Below are 20,908 nucleotides of genomic sequence, written 5' to 3' on the forward strand. Positions count from 1 at the left end.
TTCTCACTTTCGTACTTTCATTATACACGCTTCCCGTTCAAAATGCAACTGTTCACCGCAGCCCTGCCCACTCGTCTGTGGTCTTTTTGGCCTGTTCCTCCTTTTTCTTGGCCTGCTTCACCCACTGCTCAAAGGTCTTTCTCTCGTACAGCTTGCCGCCGCTGTCGTCTTCCAGTTTCAGCAGCATGGCCTCCATCTGTGCCCTGTCGTGGTCATTGCCTGCCAGGTACACCGGTTTCACCAGCTCTGTCACCTTGCTCTTTAAGCTGTCGGCTTCCTTGCCCGCAGTCATCAGGCGGTTGAGTTCGTCCTGTACGTCTTTCACCCGGCCAGAGTCCAGTGCGTCGGAAAGGTCATCGTACAGCCCGGCCCGGCCGCCTTTCAGTTGGGCGTTGGCTACGTCGGTGATGGCTCCGGTCACCAGGTCGATCACCTGCTCCCGCTTGGCTGCATCGGCCTTATCTGTCCGGTCAATGCCCAGCGTCTCGTACAGTCCCAACACCATGTCCCGGGTCAGCTGCTGCCGGGTGGCATCGTCTCCGGCCACCTGCGCCTTGGCCGCTCTCTGGATGGTGCCGTCGTACTTTTTCATCCGGGTCTTGAGCTGGCTGTAAATGGTTTTGTCGTCCTTGCCCATGGCTTCCAACTTGGCCCGGGCAGCTGCCGCTTCCTCTGTGTCGCCATTCCGGATGGCGTTATAGAGGCGGTCATACTGGCCGGTGGCACTGGCAGGCAGCCCGTTCAGGCTGAGCTTTTCCCCTGCTTTCAGCCTCTTGGCATCCTCCCAATACCCCATGATGGCCTGCCGCATTTTCTCGGCATTTCCCAGCGGCACACCCAGCAGCTCAAAGCCGTACTCGAGTACGTCCATGCCGGCTTTCATCAGTTTCTGGTGGTACTTTTCCAGCTCCACCTCATCCATCTCGCTGGTGTCCCGTTTCACCAGGGTGATAAACTTCGAGACTGCCGCAAAGGTATCATTCACGGCACTGATGTTGGTGGCGCTCACCACATCGTAATCGGTGCCGTTCAAAGCATTGCCCACCAGCGTGTACAGCTCAGAACCAAACAGGAAGTTGCCCGCAAAACTCTCCGTGTAGAGGTCCAAAAAGCGCTTGCCCATACTGGCTGCCGTCACGTCGCCGTTTTCGTCCCGCTCCCGGTCCCAACGGTGGAGCAGGAAGTCCGCGCCAATTTTCATCAGGGCAAACACAGCCGTCTGGGTCAGCTGGCTGGCCACGGCCCGGTTCAGCTGCTTGCCCGCCCGGTCCAGTTCAGCCTTATTCGCTGCGCTGGCTTCTGCCTTATACCGGGCCCGCTGGGCGTTGTAGTCGCCCACCGCATCGGCCAGGATGCCGTAGTTCTGGAACCGCTGGGTCGTAAACATGGTCAGCGTCTTTGTGATCTCGTTGTCACTGCGCTGGATGCCTGCCCGCTGCATGGTGGTGTAGTTAGGCTGTGTCTCCTCAATGACTCTCTGGTACATCTTATTGACCGCATCCCAATAGGCATCATTGCGGTTGACCTTGGCCGCAGGGCCCGCGCTTTCACGGCCCACAAAATCCTTTGCGTCCTGCTCAGAGTTTCCCGTCCTGCCAAGGGCTCCCCTGTCAGGGGAGCTGTCGCCGTAGGCGACTGAGAGGTTAAACTCCTCTGCATGGTGCTCCACATATCGCTTTGCGCCCTCCCACAGAGCCGCCACCGTGATCTCGTCCATGCCGTTGATCCAGCCCGTCAGGATCTTGGGCAGCTTGTCCATGGCATTCTGGGCCAGGCCCTTGTCCACACCAATGGAGGCCAGTTCTCCCACCTGGGAGCCCCGCATCCGGTAGCGCAGCAGCGCATCCCCGTGCTGGCTGATTTCTGCTTCCACCATCTTCAAACGATTATCGGTCCAGCCTGCTTTGCTCATCAGCTTGTTCATTGGGTCAATATTTTTGAAGAATGGCACCACCGTTGCCATGGTATCTGCCCCCAGCACTGCGCCTGCCGTGGGCAGAGAGGCTGCCTGTGCAATGGCCACGCCCGGGTTCAGCGTCAGGATGGCTCCGGCATAGTTGCCCCGCAGCTTGCCCAGCCCCCGGCCAACGCCGTCCATCCGCTTCCGCTGGGTCGATTGCAGGTCGGTGAGCAGATAGTCGATGTAATCCACGGCCTCCCGGCCCCAGTGCTCTTTGATGATCTTGTTTTTCAGGATGCCAACGCCCTGGGCCGTCTCCACCTCGCTGTTCAAGATTTTCTGCACGTCCCGGATCGGCGCTGCCAGACCCGCGTAGGCCGCCGTATCCCGCAGGGAGCGCTGCACCACATTGTTGCACTCTTCCAACAGGATGGGCTGGCTGCTCTTCACACGGTTTTTCAAGAAGCCGCGCCCCTCGATGGTGGCATCCAGCTTCAAGCCCTCGATCTGGGTTGCCAGCTGGGTCTTGTCCACCGCAATGGGGTAATAGTTCTTTACGGTGGCCCGCTGGTAGCCCAGCAGCTTCATGCTGGTCTCGTTGATGAGATTGGTGGTGTACCGCCCAAAGAAGTCTTCCATGTCCTTGCACCATGCCCGGTCGTAATCGGTCATAGCCTTTTCGACGGTCTGCACAATGGTGTCCGCCATCGGGGTTCCGTCGGCGTTCAGCAGGCTGCCCAGCTGCACAGTCTGACCTTTCTGGTAGGCTGCCTCAATGTCTCCCTTGTGGTAGGCTTTTGCGTCCGGCAGGGTCAGGCCGCCTGCCAGCAGGTGGTTCCGGCTGTCCGCATTTTTCAGGTGCATGTGCAGGCTGCACAGCTGGGCGTGGGTCAGGGGCACCGCGGTGCCCTTGGTGTCTTTCAGTCCCACGTCTACCAGCTCCGCGCCTGGGCCCGCAAACTGCTCCATGTTCTTCACGTTGGCTTTGCCCGTCACGTTGTCAAACAGGGCCGTTCCCTCCACCGTGATCTGGGTCTGCTTCCGCTGGCCCTCGTTCAGGATGTCCGCCAGCTGCTCCATCTGGCCGTCCTTGGTATAGCCGCCCAGCATCCGGAACACCCGCTTGGCTCCCAGCATGTCCAGGTTGTACAGCGTCAGCGCTTTCTGCAGGCGGGGGCTTCCCGGCTCGTTGCCCTTGGCTGCCAGCACCTCGTGGGCCGTTCTCTGGGCAAAAGCGTCCACTTCCTTGGCCTTTTCCAGGCTCAGGGTCTTGTTGGCCGTCCGGATCACATGCAGCGTGCTGGCCGTGATGGCTTTCAGCATCCGCATCTGGTCCACGGTCATGGGCAGGTATACCCGGTTTTCCGTCTCGTTGATCCGCTGCTGCAAACGGTCCTGCAAGGCCCGGGCCTTTTCGCTGTCTGGCAGGGCCCTGGCCTCGGCCATCTGTTTGTTCAGACGGTCCAGCTGTGCCTGCTTGGTCGCCGTCAGGTCCATTTCCAGTGTGTCGATCAGCTTCATCACACCGCTCTGCTCCCAGTCCACGCTCACACCACTGGCGCTGCCCTCGGTGCCCTGCGCCATCTTGATGCTGGTGCGCAGGGCTTCCAGACTCTGCACGGCCTTAAAGTTCATCACAGTCAGGTCGGCCAGCTTTGCCACCTCTGCCGCCTGCACGATGAGACTCTTCTGCACATACTTGCCCGGTGCAGGCCGCAGCACCATCTGGTTCAGCTGGGCCGCGTTCCGCTGGATGCTCCGCCGGAGCTCGTCTTTCTGGCGTCCCTCCCGGGCTTTCTGCACCCGCTTTTCCGCCAGTGCCTTGGCCACGGCAATGTCCTCATCCCGCTGCTGCCGTGCCACCTCAATAGCAATTGCATTCTGCTGGGCCTGTTGCTGCTGCCAGGCTTCTGCCTTGCGCTGGTTCTCCTGCTCCCATTCCAGGATGTCGTTTTCCTGGAAAATGAGCTGCCGCTCGGCCCGGTCTGCCCGGCGCTGTTCCCCTGCCACCTGCCGGGCCAGCTCCGCATTCTCCGCTTTCAGCTGTCGGCGCTCCAGGGCAATGTCGTCCAGCATCTGCCGCCGTTCCTCCCGCATCCGCTGCTTTTCGGCTTTCCATTCCCGGTCGTAGGTCTCCCGCAGCACTTCCAGCTTCTCGTTCAGGTCCCCGATGTTCGAGATGTCCACACCCAGCATGTCCAGGTTCTGGTCCAGCAGCCTCTCGGCTGCCCGGTTCTTCTGTTCCTGCCGGGCAAAGGCCTTTGCCTCGTCGCTCTGGGCAGCAGCCTTGCTGTTCTCGTACAGCCTCCGGTTAAACTCCCGGGTCTGCTCTCTCTGGACCCCTTTCAGGCTCTTGAGCACTTCGGCTGCTCGCTCCTCACTGCCTGCGGCCGCGGCAGCCACTTCCCGGTTGTGTTTCTGGATGCCATTGAAGATGGTCTGCACGTCGGTCATCTCATTCAGGTTCATCACCTCGCCCAGCATCCGGCCCGCCAGCTCCACCTTGGCGTCCTCATACTCGGCCACGTCGGCAAAGCGGCTCATCATCTTGGGCTTGATGGCATCATGCACGTTCATCAGCACTTCCAGCCACTCGGTGCTTTCCATGCTGGCTGCATTCGCCACGCCTGCATTCTTGGCCGCCGTGCGGAACAGTGCCGCTGCACCGTCTTTCATGCCGCCCACGCTCCGGGTGTCGTTCACGATGCTCTCATACTGTTCCACCGGGTTGCCATCCCGGTATCCGGCCTCTCGCCGCAGCTGCACCCCGTGGCTCCTGGCGTCTTTCACCGCCGCGCCCCAGGTGCCGTACCGCCGGGCAAGCTCTGCCTCCGCCTGTCCGCCCTTGGCCACGGTATAGCTCAGGTCATGCAGTTCCGGGTACTGGTCCCACAGCTCTGTGTTGCGGTAGGTCGCATGGTCCAGCACCTCTCCTGCCAGCACTTCGGCCATGCTCTGGGCCTTTTGCATGTCGGCCCCGTCGGCTTTCAGGTACTCCACCAAAGGCCGCAGCTCCTTGGCAAACTCGCTGGAATGCAATTTGCCTTTGGCCCCGCTTCCATTGATGATCCGCAGCGCCATCCCCTCCAGGCTGTCGTCCGAGATCCGCACGCCCCGGGTGATTCCAAAGAAGTCCATCAGGGTCTTGAGGGAGGCGTCCCGCTCTGCAATAGCCCGGCTGGCCTGCCGCTGGGTGTTCTTCCGGGCGTCCTTGTCGGCGCTCTCTGCCATCTGGAACCGGACGTTTGGCACCTTGTTCAGCAGCTCTGCCCGCTGGGCCTCGTCTCCGGCCTTGTACTGCTCCACGGCAATGCCGTGCCCTTTCAGGCTGTCCACCAGCGCCGCGCTGGCATTGTCCGGCAGGATCGCGGCTTTCACTTCTTCAAAGCCCACAGCCCGCTGGGGCTTTGCCTCAAAGTATCCGGTGGGGATGGCAGCCACGTCCTTGTACAGCTGCCGGATCAGCGCCGCCGTATCCTTGCTGATGCTGTAGCCCTCCTTGGCAAACGCCTTGCCAATGGCTGTGGTAGTCTGGCTGCCCTGCGCTGCCCGCAGCAGGATGTCGCCCAGGATTTCCCGTTCTTCAAAGCTGTTGCTCGTGTGGGACTCCGTCTCGCTGCGCAGCTTGCTGAGGATGGTCTCGATTTGGCCGTCTGCCTTTTCCAGCAGGGCTTTATACTCCTCCTCCGGCATCTGCTGCAAGCGTCCTTTGTCTGCCCGCACTTCGTCCAGGTTCTTATACTCCGCCGTGGCCGTGCTCATCAGGGTATTGGCCGAGAGTCCCCACGCGCCTTTTCCCCGGGCTTCCTCCTGGTTCATGGCTGCCACAAGGTTTTCCAGGGTGTAGGGGTTGTGCAGCTGGGCAAAACTGCGGCGGCTGCCCTGCTTGGTGTAGGGGTCCTTTCCGTTGTAGATACCCTTTTCTCCCAGAATCTTCTCCATTTTGGGCAGCAGCCAGGAGGCCACATCGGCGTCCGGTGCCTTTTCCCGCAGCTCCTGCTGCATGGCGTCAGTATCCTGCACCAGCTTGCCCGCAATTTCTTTGGTCGTTACATACTCGTATGCGTTTTCCAGCCGGGACCGCAGCATGGGCGCGATCAGCCGGGCCGCTTTGGCCTGTGCCTTTTCCTCGCTCCATCCCAGCTCTTCCATAGCCCAGGCCGTTTCTGCCTGCCGCACCTCGTCCAGCACCGCGTTGGCCCGGTCATGGTTCCCGCTCACCACGTCCGTCTCCACGATGTCCCGCAGCACGCTCTCCCCGCCAATAGCCTCCATGATCTTCTCATACCGCTTCTTCTGGCTCTCGGTAAACCGCACCTCCGGCTTTGTCACCACCTGGATGTCCTCACCCTTGTCAGCCAGATACGCTGCCTTAACGGCATCGTTCTGGGCTAGGCTCCCCGCCAGCTGCTTCGGGCTCTGGCTGGAGGCCTCCATGTTCAGCGTGCCGGTCAGCACACTGCCCCGGGCAAAGGCCCCCTTGGCGGTCTGGCGGCTCAACTGTGCAAGCTCCGTGTTCAGCTTCATGGCCTGGTCCGCATTCACCTTATACTCCACACTCGGTCTTGTCGGCGTCCAGGCATCTGAGCCATACACCCGGTTTGCACGGTTGGCCATAGGGTCAATACTGTCCGGGCCAAACACCAGCGAGATGGGGCCATACTGGCTGTGTCCCTCCTGGGCTTTCACCACCGCAATGGAGGGCGAGGGCATCCCACCCAGATCCAGCGCTTCCCGCAGGTTTTCCTCGGTCAGGTTGTGCACGGCAACCAGCTCTTTGGTCTCATTTACTTCCACCGGGCTGGCCAGCTGGAACCGGGTAGTTTTCTTCACAGGTTCATCTGTCCGGGCGTTTTCCACGCTTACGCTCTTGACATTTCCATCGGAATAGCGTAAACTAGCAATGGAACCATACTTGGTTATGCGTAACGGCAATTGGAGCCCATTGACAGCTAACCAAGTATTGGTTCTATTTTTATTGGGGTCGATGTAAAGGATTTCATCACGGTTCAAAAGGCCCTGCACATTTTTCTTTCCATAGGCGCTCGTCACCACAATGTTATCCATTTCCAGCCCGCCCCGGCTTGTCGGCAGCAGCTCCAGCGAAACATCCACAGGCTTCCCGGTCTGGTCATAGACTTCGCCAAACATATAGATACGGCTGGCATAGTCCGCATTTCGGCTTGTGTCAGAATGGAGCACAACAATAGGGCTTTCCAGAACCTGCGGCACCTGTTTGATGATTTCTCTTGTCATAATAGAGTCATCAATTCCGGCCCGGAAGTTTTCTGCACTGTGTTTCTGCAAAATTTTCCGGATCTTGCCGCTGTCCCAGTAAATATTCTGGTCCTTTACGCCAATGCTTTGTAACACTTTTGATGTCGAGCCCACAAGGATTTGCTTTGACCATACTTTTGCATTTACATCCAGTTCATCAATGGCTTTTTCAAATCCCTTGTCAATTTCAAACCGCGTCCCCAGTTTTTCCGCCGCGTCCTCGGTCTTGAGGGCTGCGGCGTTTTTATTTTCGGCAGCTTTTGCAGCACGCAGGTTGTCCATGGCCTTTTCGGCATGGGCAAAGTATTCTTCCTGCAATGCCCGCTTCTCGGCTTCTGCCAGGCGCCGGGCCTTTCGTGCTGCGGTATTCTCCGGGTCAATGCGCAGCACTTCCTTGGCTTTGGAGATGATGTTTTCCAGCATGGTCTTCACCTGCTGCATCACCTTGTGGATACTTCCGGCACGGCCTGCGTTCTTGTCCGCCTGCTCCCGCTGGAACTGAGCCCACCGCCGCACACTCTCCTCGCTGTCAAAGATGCCGCCCCAGGCATCCGCCACCAGCTCTTCCGCTGCCTGCTCATAGGTCAGGCTCTGGGCGGCATAATCGCCCATCTTGGCCCGGATCATCTCGTCTATGGTTTCATAGCCATTCTTCTGGGCCAGGTACAGCAGCGCATGGTCCTGCAAGGTCTTGGCACCCTCAGCGTCCAGTGCGTTATACCAGTGGTAGTCCTCGTGCAGCACGGTAGAAAAAACATCCTGCGCACTGTCGCCAAAGAAAATGCGGGCCGTCTCCGTGTCCACATAGGCCCGGACATTCGCATTCGGTGCCCCGTCCGGCCCATTCAGTACGCTTTTCAGCACCGCATCAGTGCCCGTACCCTGGGCGTTCAGGCGGATGATCTGGCTGGCCACAGCATCTTCCGGGCGCAGGGTGCCGCGGTAGTAGGTCACACCCTCGCCGCTGGTGCTCTGGGCTCCCAGGGCACCGCCCAGCTTCTTCATCTGCTGGGCCCGGGCTTCCTGCTCGCCTTTGCCGTAAAGGTAGGCCTGCTCCAGCACGTTCCGCCCGGTGCTCTTTTCCAGCACCATGTTCACATTCAGGCCCAGGGCATTCTCACTGCCCGCCAGCCGCAGCGCCTTGTCAAAGGTGTCCACGTCCTCCATCTGGCCCAAACGGTACATGCTGGAGGCTGCCGCTGCATAGGTGTCCGCGTTCAGCCCGCTGGGCATCTGCTTGCTCAGGTTCTCTGCTGCCTTTTCGCTCACCTGCCAGCTCCGCAGCTTCTGCTCCACCCGGTTCATCTTCTGGTTTTCCGTGGGCGCTTCCTGCAGCCCAATGGTCTCCCGCAGCTCTGTGTTCTCTTCCGTCGGCAGCAGGGCCCGCGCTTCTGCGCTTGCCGCAGCCTGGGCGGTCTGGTGCTGTTGCCCGTCCTGCCAAGGGCTCCCCTCAATAGGGGAGCTGTCAGCGCCAAGGCGCTGACTGAGAGGTTCTTCCCCACTCGCTGCCGTCTGGGTAGAACTTTCGTCAGCACCAAAGAGGTTCTTTTCCTCTCGCTGCTGGTCCGTCAAAGCAGTTTTATCCACACTTTCCCCGGCGTTCTCCACAGCCTGGTTCTGTGCCGCCTGCTGCTGTGCTGCAATGCTGCGCAGCATTCGCCGGGTGGCTGCTGCCGTTCCGGGCAGCTGCACCCCATAGGCCGCTTCAAAAGCCGCCCGGTTGGCTTCATTTCCCACCTCCGGGGTAAACAGCCCGATGGTCTTTCCCGTCAGGCTGTCGCTTGCCACCATCTGGGCAAACTGCCGCACCGCCGGATTATCACTCACTCTGCCCTCTGCCGCAGGGCCCACTACTTCACGATTCATTGCACCCATAGCGGTCTGCTCAGAGTTGTCCGACATGCCAAGGGCGTCCTCCCTCTGTCGCTCCGCGACATCTCCCTCCGGCCAGAGGGAGTCTGTCCTGTCAGGGGAGGTGTCACCATCGGTGACGGAGAGGTTCTGCCGGGCCAGCGCTCTATCAGAGGATCCCGCAGCCTCCCCCGGCTCCATCGTGCGCTCCAGCGCCTTGCGCTGCTGCCGGGCCGCCTGTTCCGCATTTGCCTGAGCAGCATAGTATTCCGCCTGCCCCACCAAACTGGAGTCGCCGCTGTTGTACTTGGCCAGCCCGGTGCCCACAGCACCGCCCAGCGCACCGGATGCACCGCCGGAAAGGCCGCTCTCCAATGCGTTCAGGAACGTCTCTTTGCTGAACATCGTCTTGGCGGCTTCCTCGTCGCCCAGTGCAGCATCAATAGCCTGGTCTGCATAGGTTTCCACAAAGGCCTGCATAGCGTTGTCCATGCCGCCGGAAATAGCATTGGCCACCGCCGGGTAATTCTTGGCCAGGGCCCCGTCCCCGGCAAGCCCGCGCACCCAGTCCGCGATCTGCCCAGCCACCGTATCCTTGGCATAGTCTGAGCCCATGGTCCGGGCTAGGTCTGCCGCACCCACGCTGTTGATGGCCCAGCCCGCTCCAAATTTAGCCAGGCCTCCGGCCAGTGCCTTGCCCGCACTCTGGCCGCTCTCCACGCTCTGGCCCATGGCCTCTGCGGCACCCTGTGCACTCAGCACGGGCAGCACCGCAGCCGGGTTCACGCCCGCCACAGCCAGGTTTTCTGCCGCGCTGGTGGCCACGCCCAACGCTGTCCGGCCCACCGGAGAAAGGCCGCTCTGTGCTGCTGCATTCAGCTGCTGGCCGCGGTGATAAAGCTGGTAGCCCAAACTCTTTCCCGGGTCCACGCTGTCCTGAGCTTCTGTCCCGGCAATGCGGGCTTTCATGCTGTCAATCTCTTCCCGCGTGAAGCCCTGCTGCAACAGGTCACCTGTGCTGTATTTCGGCTGGTATTCCATGTCGGTTTCCATCAGCCGCTCATACAGGTTTTTCTCTCGGGGGCTCTTGGCTACTTCCGCCTCCAGTGCTTTCCGGTTGGCCGCGCTCTGGGCAAGGTTCTTGCCCGCCTGCACCGCATATTCACCGGCCAGGAACGGCGCTGCTGCCACCGTATCTGCCACACCGCCAATGGTGTTGGCCGTCCGCCGCACGCCACGCTTCCAGGCAGGAATGGCATCCAGCGCCGCATTCATCTGCCGGGCCGTGTCGATTTGTTCCTGCGTCCAGCCGCCCTTGGTGATGAGGTCTTTGTCCGTGTAGACCCCGTGGGTGTTGTCCACACGGCGCACTGCATCGGCCAGGTTCTTATTGTCGCCCGTGTCCAGCCACTGGTTGATGGCATCAAACTCATCCGTCTGGCTGTGCTGGTCGTTGTACTGTTTCTGCTTCTGGACCATGCTCCCATAGATGCTGCCTGTACCCTCTGCCAAAGGCAGCAGGGCCCGCTCTTCTGCGTTCCCCACAGCCTGCGCGGTCTGGTGCTGTTGTCCGGCCTGCCAAGGGCTCCCCTGATAGGGGAGCTGGCGAGCGTCAGCGAGACTGAGAGGTTTTCCCCACTTTGCCGCCGGGCTCTGTCGGGCCATTGCCCCGCCTGTCCGGTAGCTGTCCAGGGCATCGGCATACAGAGGCGTCTTCTCCTGTTTCGGCGTGGTCTCAACGGTGGCAACACCCGCTTTCGGCGTAGTCGCCGTCGGTGTCTTGGTGCGCATGGCCCGCACTTTCTCTGCCGTCCAGCCGTCACTCTCCGTTGCTTTTGCGGGGTTGCTCTCCCGCATTGCCTTAACCTTTTCTGCTGTCCATGCCATTTAATTCACCCCCGCATTCTCCAGTGCCCGCGCGATCTCTGCATCCGAATAGCCATTCTGGTGCATGTTGTTCATGATGGCCCAGGCGCTATATCCTTTTTTGGCGTAATTTTTCGCCAGCATCGTGGCCAGATTATCCCGGTTGCTGTTCTTGGTGGTGGTCGTCGTACTCGGCAGCCCCCACTTGCTTCCCATGTTCAGGTTCGTCAAAGCGCCGGCACTTGGCGCGGTATAGGCACTCTTGCTTCCCGTTCCCTGCGGCAGCATCCCGGCCTCTTCCAAGATGCCGGCATAGATGGCCTTAGTGGGGTCATCGTCGCTCAGCGCCTGGTACTTGCCCAGTGCTGTCAGCACCTGGCTGTTGGTCCAGCCACTCCCGCTCTTGCTGCTGCCAGACGTACTGCGGGAGCTGCCGCTACTCCGTCCAGAGCCACTGCTCTTCCCACTGGCCGAGAGGGATTTACTCAGCAGCTGCTTGTTCATGTACTCCTCAAAGGCCCGGTTTGCAACCGTGTCATAGCTGTCGATGCTGTCCTGCGGCATTCCCAGAATGTCCAGGTAGCTGTACGCGCCCGCCTGGTCTCCGCTGCCCATCAGGCTGGAGGCCGCAGCCAGTCCCGAGAGCTGATCTTTCCATGTGATCGGCGTCTGTCCGGTGTAGCTGTCCAGGATCGCCGGGTCTACTTTGTAGGCTTCCAGCACGGCCTTGGCTGCATCGTCCGCGCCCTGCTGTTTCAGGCTCACCGCGTAGTTGATGGCCTGCGCCTGGGCCTGCTGCTGTTGGGCCGTATACCCTTTGTACCCGTCGTAGGCCGTCAGCGCCGCAGAGCCAATGTTCTTTACCCAGCCCCACAGGTTTTCCTTGTCGCTGGCGTATTCGTTCCGGGCCTGTTCGCTCTTGTTGGCCAGGTAATTCCGCCAGCTCTGGAAATTCGCCAGGTTCGCCCCGTAGGCTGCCCGGTTCAGCCCCTCCGTGGTGGCCATCCCGCTCAGGGCATTCAGCAGGCTGTTCTGCTTGTCCTGGTATTCGGCCAGCGCCTGGCTGCGCAGGCTTGGCAGTGCGTTGTCAATGCCTGCCAGTGCCTGCCGCTGATTCTGGGCGGCCACACTGTCTGCGTAGCTGGAGCCATACCCGCCTGCCAGGTTGACCGCATTGGCCTTGGCATTGTCTGCGGCCGCCTGGGCGCTCTGGGTGGCCCACTGGCGGTACTGCTGGTAGGCGTCCGCCGCGGTGTTCCAGTCAAAGCCGCTGCCCACCTGGCCGGTCACGGCATCCATTGCCTCTTTGTTCTGGTTCACATAGTCCGCCGGGCTGTTGGCCGCCCACTGTCTCTCAGCGTCCTCTGCCGCGTTCATTCTCCGTTTGCTGCTTCCAATCGCCATATTTTACATCCTCCTTACAGTATCCACGGCAGCAGCATGGCTGCACCCGCCAGCACGCTGCCCCAGAATCCCCGCTTGCTCGATCGCTCCTGCTGGTAGGCATTCACAGCGCTGTTGTATTCGTTCTGCGCATAGCTCAGGTCATTGTAGTACTTGTCCACGTTGGTCTGCCATTCCTGCCGCGCCAGCTCGTCCTGCTTCTGCAGCGTTCCCAGCTGGTTGCTCAGGTCGCTCTTCTTGGTGTTGTATTCGTTGTAGGCCTGGCTGTATAGGCTGTCCGCCACGCTTGCCAGCCCGTTCATGGTGTTCTGGTAGGCGGTCTGCCCGCTGCTGGTGCCCCAGCTGTTGCCGTAGCCGCCGCTGCGGGCCGCTGCCTGGGCCGTGGCGTCCTCGCTGGCCAGCTCCGCGCCCCGGGTGTAGCGGTTCTTGTACTGCTGGTAGGCGGCATCTTTCGTGTAGTCGTAGCTGAAACCTTTCTGGTTCATATCATTCAGCTTGCTCTGTACCCCGTCGATCTGGTTTTTGTACTGGCTCTCATAGTCCCCCGGCTTATTTGCCTCCAGCTGATCCAGGTTGTACCGGGCCTGCTCCACCCGGCTGCTGTATCTATTCGCCATTTTAATCTCCTTTCAACCCCATGGCCGTCAGCTTGTCCCGCATGGCATCCGAAAAATTACTCTCGTCCAGGTTCCGCAGCATGTACATGGTCTGATCCCGCAGCTGCATCAGGTAGTTGTTGATGGCCCGCCGGTCTTCCGGTGCCATGTTCTCGCTCAACTTCGGGAGACTGATCTCTCCCAGCCTTGTAATATCCGCCATATCCATCATCCTTTCTGGCGTCACACCGCAGGGCCCACACTCCTGCGGCCGCTTATACCCAAGCGGTCTGGTTCCGTGGCCCTATCTGCCAAGGGCCATCCTCCCTCTGTCGCTTGCAGCGCCATCTCCCTCCGGCCGGAGGGAGTCTTTCCTGTTAGGGGAGCTGTCTGCGCAGCAGACTGAGAGGTTACGCTCCCGCCACCCGGTTGCCCCGGCTGGCCGCAAAAGTAAATGCAATGCTCCGCACCGCGATCTGCCCGGTGCCGGAAATACGCAGCCGCAGGGTGTCGTGCCGGGCAGGCACAAAGGGCAGATTCACCCGCACCCAGCGGTTCAGCACCGCCGCGTCTCCCAGCGTCTCCCAGGCCCCGCCGTCATAGCTGGCCTGTACCCGTACTACGCTGTAGGCCAGCGCGTCCACCCGCAGCGTCACCCGGCTCACATACTTGTCGTCCGGGCCCGTCAGCCCAATGTCTCCTGTCGTGGCCGTAAAGTCCACTTTTTTCTCCACCGCTGCCTGGGCCTCGTCGGTCTCCCGGTCGCTCTCCCGGTCCGGTTCCGCAGCCCACAGCGCCTCCCCGTCCCACAGGTAAAGCTGCTGCCGGGTGGAGCACATTTCCCAGCCGGCCGTTTTCTGCCCGTCGCCGGTGTCCTCTTCATGCCACAGCTTCCGCTCCGTGTCGTACACTAGCAGCCGTGCCCGGGTCCCGGTGGCCTGCGGCACCCGGGTGTACAGGTAGTACCGCGCGTCCAGCGCTGCCCCTGCCGCATACCGTGCGTTCATCAGGCTCGTGCGGTCCAGCATAGTGGAAACGTTCACCGGCAGGCTCCCGTCCCAGGCCATCACGCCCTCGCAGCTCAGGTAGTACAGCGTTTCGTTGATCACGCTCAGGCTCCGGCTTGCTCCCTTTGCCACGCCCCGGCACTGGGTGCTCACCACCTGATAGTCCGCCGGGCGGCTGCCATAGATTTTGTGGATCGTGTTCTCTTTAAAAAACAGCACATATCCCATGCAGGTGGCCGCCCCGGTAAAGCCGCCCTCGCTGCCCACCGTCACCGCGTAGCTGTCGGAGGCTATGCCGTTGTAGCAGTACCAGTTGGTCGGGTCGCCCTGCTTGCAGCTGTAAATGATGTTCTCCTTGGAGTTGCAGCCCCATACCCGGTTTGCATTCTCGGTCACATATTCCAGTTCCGGCACCCGCCGCTGCGCTGCTGCGGCAGCCCCCTCAAAGGTCTTCGCCTCGCTGCCATCCAGGCTTGTCCACTTCGTCCTCTCCGCCGTGATGGCAAACGTCCCAAAGTAGGCCTTGCTCTCCTGCGCGGGCACACCTGTCACCACCACACTGTCCCCGTCCAGCTGCTCAATGTTCATCTCGCCGTTCACATTCCCGGCCAGGTACGTTTCCACCTTGTCCGGGATACCGCTCACGGTCATGGTGTCGCCTTTCTTAAACCCTGCGGCAGCCAGCCCCGGCATCGTCAGCCGTACATGATCCAGCTTGATCTCCACCCACTTCTCCATCTTGGCGTCGTACTGTTCCAGCACGCTCACATAGGCCCAGGGGGTGGCCTCATCGTTCACTTTCAAAAACAGCAGCCCGTCTTTTGGTTCTTCCGGCTCCTTGGCCCCGTACTCTTCCACCTCGTAGGTCTTGCCGCCTGCGTCGCAGGGGCTCACCTCCACCGTCCCCTCGCCCTGGGCCCAGCTGGCTCCCAGGTCTTCCAGTTTTCCGGTCTTGGTGTCAAAGCTCTTGGCGTCCGGCCAGATGAGGATTTGGGTGCCCATCCCCACCATGATCTTTGCCGTGTCTGTCACCGCATCGGTCAGCTCAAAATAGGGGGTCCCGGCGCTGCCGTCCACGTCGTCCTGCACATAGGTCAGGGTGGTCCCGGTGCAGGTCAGCCGCCCGTTCAGGTGATACATTCCGTTGCAGTTGGCCAGTGCTCCCAGCTTCCGCCGGGGGTTCCGGGTCTGTAACGCCGGGTATCCCTGGCTGGAAAAATTCATCTCCTCGGTAAACTCCGCCTCCCCGCAGGCATAGCTCTCGTTCAGCCCGCCAAAGGCCGTCAGGATGCTCCGCCCGCTTTGTAAGCTGTACAGGCTTGGCAGGTTCATCTCAGTACCTCCATTTCGTTGCCATCTTGGGCAGGTAGTGCTGGCGGCACCACACCGCAAAGCCCTGCTGTGCCGTGTTCGCCAGCTGCATCTCGTTGGCATACCGCTCTGTCTCGCCCAGGGCTGCATCCATCTGGGCGCACAGGTAGTGCGGGTAATAGTCGTCATAGGGCTCCGGGGCCAGCAGCTGGGCGTCCTGCCGCAGCAGCTCCTGCTCCGGGTCGTACAGCACATCTGCCCCAACGTCGTCAAAGTCTGTGGTGTTGCTCCGGCTCACCACTGCCCGCCGCAGTGCCGCGTCACTCTGCCGCAGCCATAAAATTTTCAGCTCCCGGTCAAAGCTGTTGTTTGGCCGCAGCGCGTCCGCCGTCTCTATCGCCTTTCCTGCTGTCATTTGATAGCCTCCCCTCTGTAACAGGGCCCTCTCTTTTTCGTTTGCTTATATCCAGGCATTCCGGTGCCGCTGCCCGGCCTGCCAAGGGCCATCCTCCCTCTGTCGCTTGCAGCGCCATCTCCCTCCGGCCGGAGGGAGTCTTTCCTGCCAGGGGAGCTGGCACGCGCAGCGTGACTGAGAGGTTCTTCCTTTTATGAAAACACCCCCGGCACAGCGTAGCGCCGCCGGGCCGGGGGTATCTGGTCTTCTTACTGCTGGGCTGCCGCAGCCTCTGCCTCCAGCTGCGCCATTTTCTGCGCGGCCATCGTGTCCTGCATCTGGCTGTGCTCCAGCACCTCAGCCACCTCGGGCGGCACATCCACGTCCACACCGCGCTGGATCTTGTAGTTTACGCCGTTCACGCCCACAAACACATCATCCTTGTAGCGGCCGTTGTCCTTAAACAGGTGGATGCGCACCGTCTTCTTTTTTGCTTCTGCCATATCTCATATCCTCCTGACGTTTTACCGCAGGGCCCACGCTCCTGCGTTTTTCTTGTGCTCAAACGGTCTGGTGCCGTTGCCCGGCCTGCCAAAGGCCATCCTCCCTCTGTCGCTTGCAGCGCCATCTCCCTCCGGCCGGAGGGAGTCTTTCCTGTTAGGGGAGGTGTCGCCGCAGGCGACGGAGAGGTCCTGCCGTGCCATTGCTCTATCGTGGAAGCAGTGAGAGGTTTTCAGTTTGCCGTCACGCTGCCGCTGAACTCGCCGCTCACGCTCTCAATGCGCACCATGTACTGCTCCACCAGGCGCTCAGCGGTCTGGGTTGCTTTCCAACCCACGGAGGCACGCTGGTTCAGCGGGTCATCACCATAGCCCAGCTGCTTCACGATGTGCTCAAGGCCGCCGCCCTCCAGCTCAGTGCGGCCGTAGGCGTGTGCCGCGATCACCAGGGTCGCAAACACGGCCAGGCCCGTCGGGCAGCCGTCGCCGGTCCATACCTTTGCCTCGCTGGACTCCACAAACCGGATGTTGCCGATCTTGCCGATCTCGCCCGTGTACATGGCCTCGGGGTCGGTGTACTTGTGCCAGTCCACCCACTTGGGGTCGTTCATCAGGTCATAGGCCACATAGGGATGCACAATGGCCACATAGCTGTCGCCAATGGGGTCGGCGTTCACGGCTTTCAGCATGGCTGCGGCACGCATGCACAGCTTTACGGTCAGCTGGCTGGTCTTGTCCAGGCCTGCACGGCTCACCACAGCGGTCTCCGCACCGTCCGCTGCCACCTTGGGTGCGTACAGCACATTGGTGCCGCCCACCAGAATATCACGGGTCACGCTGTCCAGGGTGCGGCCCGCCTGGCTGGCCAGAATCTTGGTCGCCTGCAGCACGTTGTTGTCCAGCGCCGTGGTCTTCAGCACGTCGGTAATGGGCACCCAGCCGCCGTACTGGTGCACCTCTGCGGTGATGGTGCTCACTTTCAGGGCCTGGCCGTTGGGGGTCACGCCCTCGGTCAGGGGCGTGGTGGCCTTAGGCAGGCTGTCGTATTTTCGAAATTCAATGGTCTTGCCGCCATTGGCCGGGATGGGGTACGGGTCGCCAAACTGGTTGTGCACCAGTGCAGGCTCTGCCTGGTCCAGCAGCCGCTTCTCGTAGTAGGTCTTCATCTCGGCGGTCAGGCCGCTGCTGCCCGTGGTGTTCTGCAGCTGGGTGCTTGCATCCGCAAACAGCTGCAGGTCGAACATCATGTTCTTCATTTTCATTTTGTCATCCTCCTGTAAAAGAATTAAAAAGTCACTACCTGGCCGCGCAGCGCTGCCCGTTCCAGCTGCTCCCGCTCTTTTCGGGTCAGAGCGTTCACGTCGGTGTGGGTCTGGGCCGCGCCGCCGGGGCGGGTGCCGTTTTCACCGGGCCGGGTGCCCCGCTGGCGGATGCGTTCGGTCACGCCGTCCTCCACCTGCTTGGCCGTCCGGCTCTCGTTCTGGGCCATGATCTGGTCAAAGTACACAGCCCGGTATGCGTTGGACATCGAGACACCCAGACGCATCAGATTTGCGATCTCCGGGTTTGCCAGCGTCTGCTCCAGGTCAAACTCCGGATACTGGGCTTTCAGCTGCTGGGCTTCCCGGTCCCACTCTGCATGGATACGGTCGATCTCCACCTGCCGCTGGGCCGCTTTCCGCTGGTCTTCCGCAAACTTTTCTGCGGCGGTCAGGCGTTTGTTCTCACTCTCCAGCTTGTCCATCTGCCGGGCGGTCGCTACGCTCACGCCCTTTTCCATGGCCAGCTTTTCAAAGTAGGCCTCGTCTTTCACCCGGCCGTTCTTCACGGCCTCGGTCAGCGCTTCCATGTCCTCCACGCCGTAGGCTTCGTGCAGCGCGTCCAGCAAGCCTCTCATCTGGGGGCTGTTTTCCAAAAGCTGTGCCGCCCGCTCCACCGCCTGCTGCATCAGCTCCTCGCTCTCGGCCTTGTATTCCCCCTGCATCAGCTCCCGGAACGCCTTTTTGTGCTCCTCCGGCGTCATCTGGGCCTTTTCTTTGCCCTCGCTGCCGTCACCCTCACCCGCAGGGCCATCACTCTCACGCCCTGCAGAACTTTCCTCGTCCTGCTCAGAGTTGTCCGTCTTGCCAAGGGTTCCCCCTTTGGGGGAGCTGTTGCCGTCAGGCGACTGAGAGGGCAAGCCCGCTCCTCGGGAGCCCGTCCGTTTCAGCACCCCACTGCACCGGGCAAGCCGCTCCTCCGCCGGACTCATGGCCGGTTCCACAATGCCGCTGCCGCCCTCGGCTCCGGCATCTCCGGTGCCGCCAGCGCTTCCACCGTCGCCACCGCCCTCTGCAAACAGCTGCAATTCCACCATTTTCTCCTGGCCATCCCTGCTCTTGTCCACAAAGTGCACATGATCCGGGTAGCGTTCCGCCAGCAGTGCCAGACCATTCTTGGCAAACTCCATGGCCGCCAGGTCGCTCTCGTGAATATCGCCCGTCAGCTTTACCGAGACACGGGGCCCCGTGGGCTCCCGGTAAGCGCAGCAGTCAGCCTCTTCACAGCCTGCCAACACATACACCAGTGTTTCCATCAGCATGGATGCCCCGGCACACACAATGTCCTGCCCGGCAGGGGCATAGCCTGCATGTCCGTACACTTCCAGCCGCCGCACCCGCGCCCCCGTGGGCAGGTCAAACTCCACATATTCCGCATAGATCATTCGCTCTTGCTCCTCTCTGTCGCAGGGCCCACAGCCTCACGACATATCAAACTTCTTCCGTCCTGCTCAGAGTCTTCCGTCCTGCCAAGGGCTCCCCTGATAGGGGAGCTGGCAATGCGTAGCGTTGACTGAGAGGTTTTCATCGGTTCGGGTTGTTCACATTCATGGCTCTTCTGGCTGCCTGGGTGGCCATGCTGTTGTCCGCACTGCCCACTGCTCCGCCCAGGCTGTTGGTGGTCGTCTTCTCGTCGGTAGTCCCGCCGCTTCCGCCGCCTGTACTGCCTGCGGCCTGGGCAGCCGCTCCGGCCGCATCGCTCATATTCGTCCCGTTCTGCATGTCAATGATGGCACTCAGCTTCTGCAGCTGCTCCATGGCCTGCTGCAACTGCTGGTAGAGCGTGCCGTTCTGCTGCACCCGCTCCCGCACTTTCTCAATGCCCTCAAAGTCCATCATGTCCAGCACCGCCAGCGCTGCATCCGCGTTGGCCGGGGCAAAAAGCCCCATCTGGTAGCACTCCTTGGCCGTCTCGTTCTGGGAAAGGCGGCTGAACGTGCTCTTCTTCGCTGCACATACCGTAATGTCAAATACCGGCTCATGGGCACCTAGCTCCACGCCGCCCACCATCTGGGGCGGGGTTGGCCGCAGCATCTGGCCGGAAAACTCCACATACTCCGTCCCGCCGTTTACCCCCGTAATGCGGTAAATGCGGCCCTCGTCGTAAAACTGCCGCATCAGATCCAGGATCAGGTAGCACTCTTTCACAAAAGCCCGGTACGCGCTTTTCAGCATGTCCCGGCTCAGTTTGCTGCCCGCCTCCTGTAACGCTGCAATGGCGGAAGCCGCCGTCAGGCCGCTGGTGGTTCCGCCCTGGCTCACGTCCCGGTTGCCGCTGATTTCTTTCAGCTCCGCCACCCGGGCGTCCCGGTAGCTGATGCAGTTGCCCGAGAGCACCGGCGTCTGCAGTGGTTTAAAGCTCTCCTCGTTCACCCGGCCCACCGTGTGCACAATGTCCTTGGAAAGATCGGCCAGTTCCTCCTCGTTCACGCCTGCTGTGTCGCTCACAAGGTAGCGGCTCTTGGCTGCGATCTTGATGTTCTCATCCATGGCCGCGTTCATCTCGTCGATGCTGGTGGCCGTGTCTTTCATCACGTCAATGTACCCAAACCCCGCCGGACTGTCCTCTTCCACAAACAGCGGGTCAAACACAAAGGGGTATTTGCCGTGGTCGTAGAAGCCCCGCTCCGCGTACTCCGGGTCGTTCTCGCTGGCGTACAGCACCACGCCGTTGCAGAACTTGCAGTAATGCAGCACCGTGCGCCCCTCGCCAACGGCCTTTTTGTAGTACCAGTCCACCACCACGCTCTTGTCGCTGGTGTCAATGCTCTCATCGTGGATGTATTTGGAAGTGGTCAGGCTCCCGCCCGTGTGCCCCTCCAGCTTGGGCCACTGGGCTGCCAGCTGGTCGTTGTTCGCCAGCGCCAGGCTGAACAGGTTCGGGCTGTCCTGGATGTCGGTCACACCCGGTTCCCAGTACAGCATCAAAAGGTCCATGCTCTTGATGGCAATGTCCCCCACGCCGCCCCGCAGCGCCGGGTCCCAAAAGACCCCCTTGACACCGGTGCCCTGCTTGAGCTTGCGCCACCAGGTGTCACTGTAGACCTCCTCATAGTCCGCCTGTTCCAGCAAAACCGGGAAGATTTTGGAGAGCACCTTGGCTGTCTCCTCGTCGTCCCGCGCCCGGGGCAGGATGTTGGGCTCCGGGTAGTTGTCCATGGCGTCGGCGTGTTTGTTCGCAATGGAGTTGAACAGCCAGCCGGAAGCGGGCTTCGGCTTGCCCTCCATCATGTTGTTCTTGTAGCTGCGCCAGTGCTGCATCCGGAACCACTGTTCGTTCTCGATGATCCTCTGGTCCAGCGCCGCCTTTCCCACCTTGTATTTCTCCAAAAGCTGCTGCGCCTTGGCCACCTCATCGGTGCCAATGGCCTGCCGCTCCGTCATCAAAACCTCTTCAAATTCCAATTTCAACCCTCCTGCCCTCTGTCGCAGGGCCTACGCTCTTACGACTGTTAGCACCCAAGCGGTCTGGTGCCGTGTTCC

At 61.0% G+C, this 20,908-nt stretch carries 10 protein-coding genes; all 10 read right to left on the minus strand.

The annotated features are described in order from the left end of the window. Positions 1 to 52: 52 nt before the first annotated feature. On the minus strand, positions 53 to 10,915 hold the full coding sequence (locus tag C4N22_RS00915) for a hypothetical protein (RefSeq protein ID WP_112147640.1): 10,863 nt from the start codon (positions 10,913 to 10,915) through the stop codon (positions 53 to 55). Then, on the minus strand, positions 10,916 to 12,298 hold the full coding sequence (locus C4N22_RS00920) for a hypothetical protein (RefSeq protein WP_112147641.1): 1,383 nt from the start codon (positions 12,296 to 12,298) through the stop codon (positions 10,916 to 10,918). Between the two features lie 14 nt (positions 12,299 to 12,312). After that, a complete protein-coding gene (locus C4N22_RS00925) occupies positions 12,313 to 12,915 on the minus strand; it encodes a hypothetical protein (RefSeq protein ID WP_112147642.1) in 603 nt (200 codons plus the stop codon). Position 12,916: 1 nt separating this feature from the next. Continuing rightward, the gene (locus tag C4N22_RS00930) at positions 12,917 to 13,117 is read right to left on the minus strand and encodes a hypothetical protein (RefSeq protein WP_112148002.1); all 201 of its coding nucleotides are present in this window, start codon (positions 13,115 to 13,117) and stop codon (positions 12,917 to 12,919) included. A gap of 187 nt (positions 13,118 to 13,304) precedes the next feature. After that, positions 13,305 to 15,233 (minus strand): hypothetical protein, encoded by a 1,929-nt coding sequence (locus C4N22_RS00935; protein ID WP_112147643.1) that lies wholly within the window; start codon positions 15,231 to 15,233, stop codon positions 13,305 to 13,307. A gap of 1 nt (position 15,234) precedes the next feature. Then, positions 15,235 to 15,627, minus strand: coding sequence for a hypothetical protein (locus tag C4N22_RS00940; RefSeq protein WP_112147644.1), 393 nt, complete (start codon positions 15,625 to 15,627; stop codon positions 15,235 to 15,237). A gap of 248 nt (positions 15,628 to 15,875) precedes the next feature. Further along, a complete protein-coding gene (locus tag C4N22_RS00945) occupies positions 15,876 to 16,109 on the minus strand; it encodes a hypothetical protein (RefSeq protein WP_112147645.1) in 234 nt (77 codons plus the stop codon). A gap of 230 nt (positions 16,110 to 16,339) precedes the next feature. Then, entirely contained in the window at positions 16,340 to 17,368 is a 1,029-nt protein-coding gene (locus C4N22_RS00950; protein WP_112147646.1) for a N4-gp56 family major capsid protein, read from the minus strand. A gap of 23 nt (positions 17,369 to 17,391) precedes the next feature. Continuing rightward, entirely contained in the window at positions 17,392 to 18,810 is a 1,419-nt protein-coding gene (locus C4N22_RS00955) for a ribosomal-processing cysteine protease Prp (RefSeq protein WP_112147647.1), read from the minus strand. A gap of 139 nt (positions 18,811 to 18,949) precedes the next feature. Continuing rightward, positions 18,950 to 20,830 carry a hypothetical protein gene (locus C4N22_RS00960; RefSeq protein ID WP_242980911.1) on the minus strand — a complete coding sequence of 627 codons (1,881 nt, stop codon included), beginning with the start codon at positions 20,828 to 20,830 and terminating at the stop codon, positions 18,950 to 18,952. Positions 20,831 to 20,908 lie beyond the last annotated feature (78 nt).

It is taken from the genome of Faecalibacterium prausnitzii, from assembly GCF_003287495.1.
GTDB lineage: Bacteria > Bacillota > Clostridia > Oscillospirales > Ruminococcaceae > Faecalibacterium > Faecalibacterium prausnitzii_I.

Coding starts and splice junctions, on each gene's coding strand:
- C4N22_RS00915 (WP_112147640.1), bottom strand. CDS start 10,915: ATGGCATGGACAGCAGAAAAGGTTAAGGCAATGCGGGAGAGCAACCCC.
- C4N22_RS00920 (WP_112147641.1), bottom strand. CDS start 12,298: ATGGCGATTGGAAGCAGCAAACGGAGAATGAACGCGGCAGAGGACGCT.
- C4N22_RS00925 (WP_112147642.1), bottom strand. CDS start 12,915: ATGGCGAATAGATACAGCAGCCGGGTGGAGCAGGCCCGGTACAACCTG.
- C4N22_RS00930 (WP_112148002.1), bottom strand. CDS start 13,117: ATGGCGGATATTACAAGGCTGGGAGAGATCAGTCTCCCGAAGTTGAGC.
- C4N22_RS00935 (WP_112147643.1), bottom strand. CDS start 15,233: ATGAACCTGCCAAGCCTGTACAGCTTACAAAGCGGGCGGAGCATCCTG.
- C4N22_RS00940 (WP_112147644.1), bottom strand. CDS start 15,627: ATGACAGCAGGAAAGGCGATAGAGACGGCGGACGCGCTGCGGCCAAAC.
- C4N22_RS00945 (WP_112147645.1), bottom strand. CDS start 16,109: ATGGCAGAAGCAAAAAAGAAGACGGTGCGCATCCACCTGTTTAAGGAC.
- C4N22_RS00950 (WP_112147646.1), bottom strand. CDS start 17,368: ATGAAAATGAAGAACATGATGTTCGACCTGCAGCTGTTTGCGGATGCA.
- C4N22_RS00955 (WP_112147647.1), bottom strand. CDS start 18,810: ATGATCTATGCGGAATATGTGGAGTTTGACCTGCCCACGGGGGCGCGG.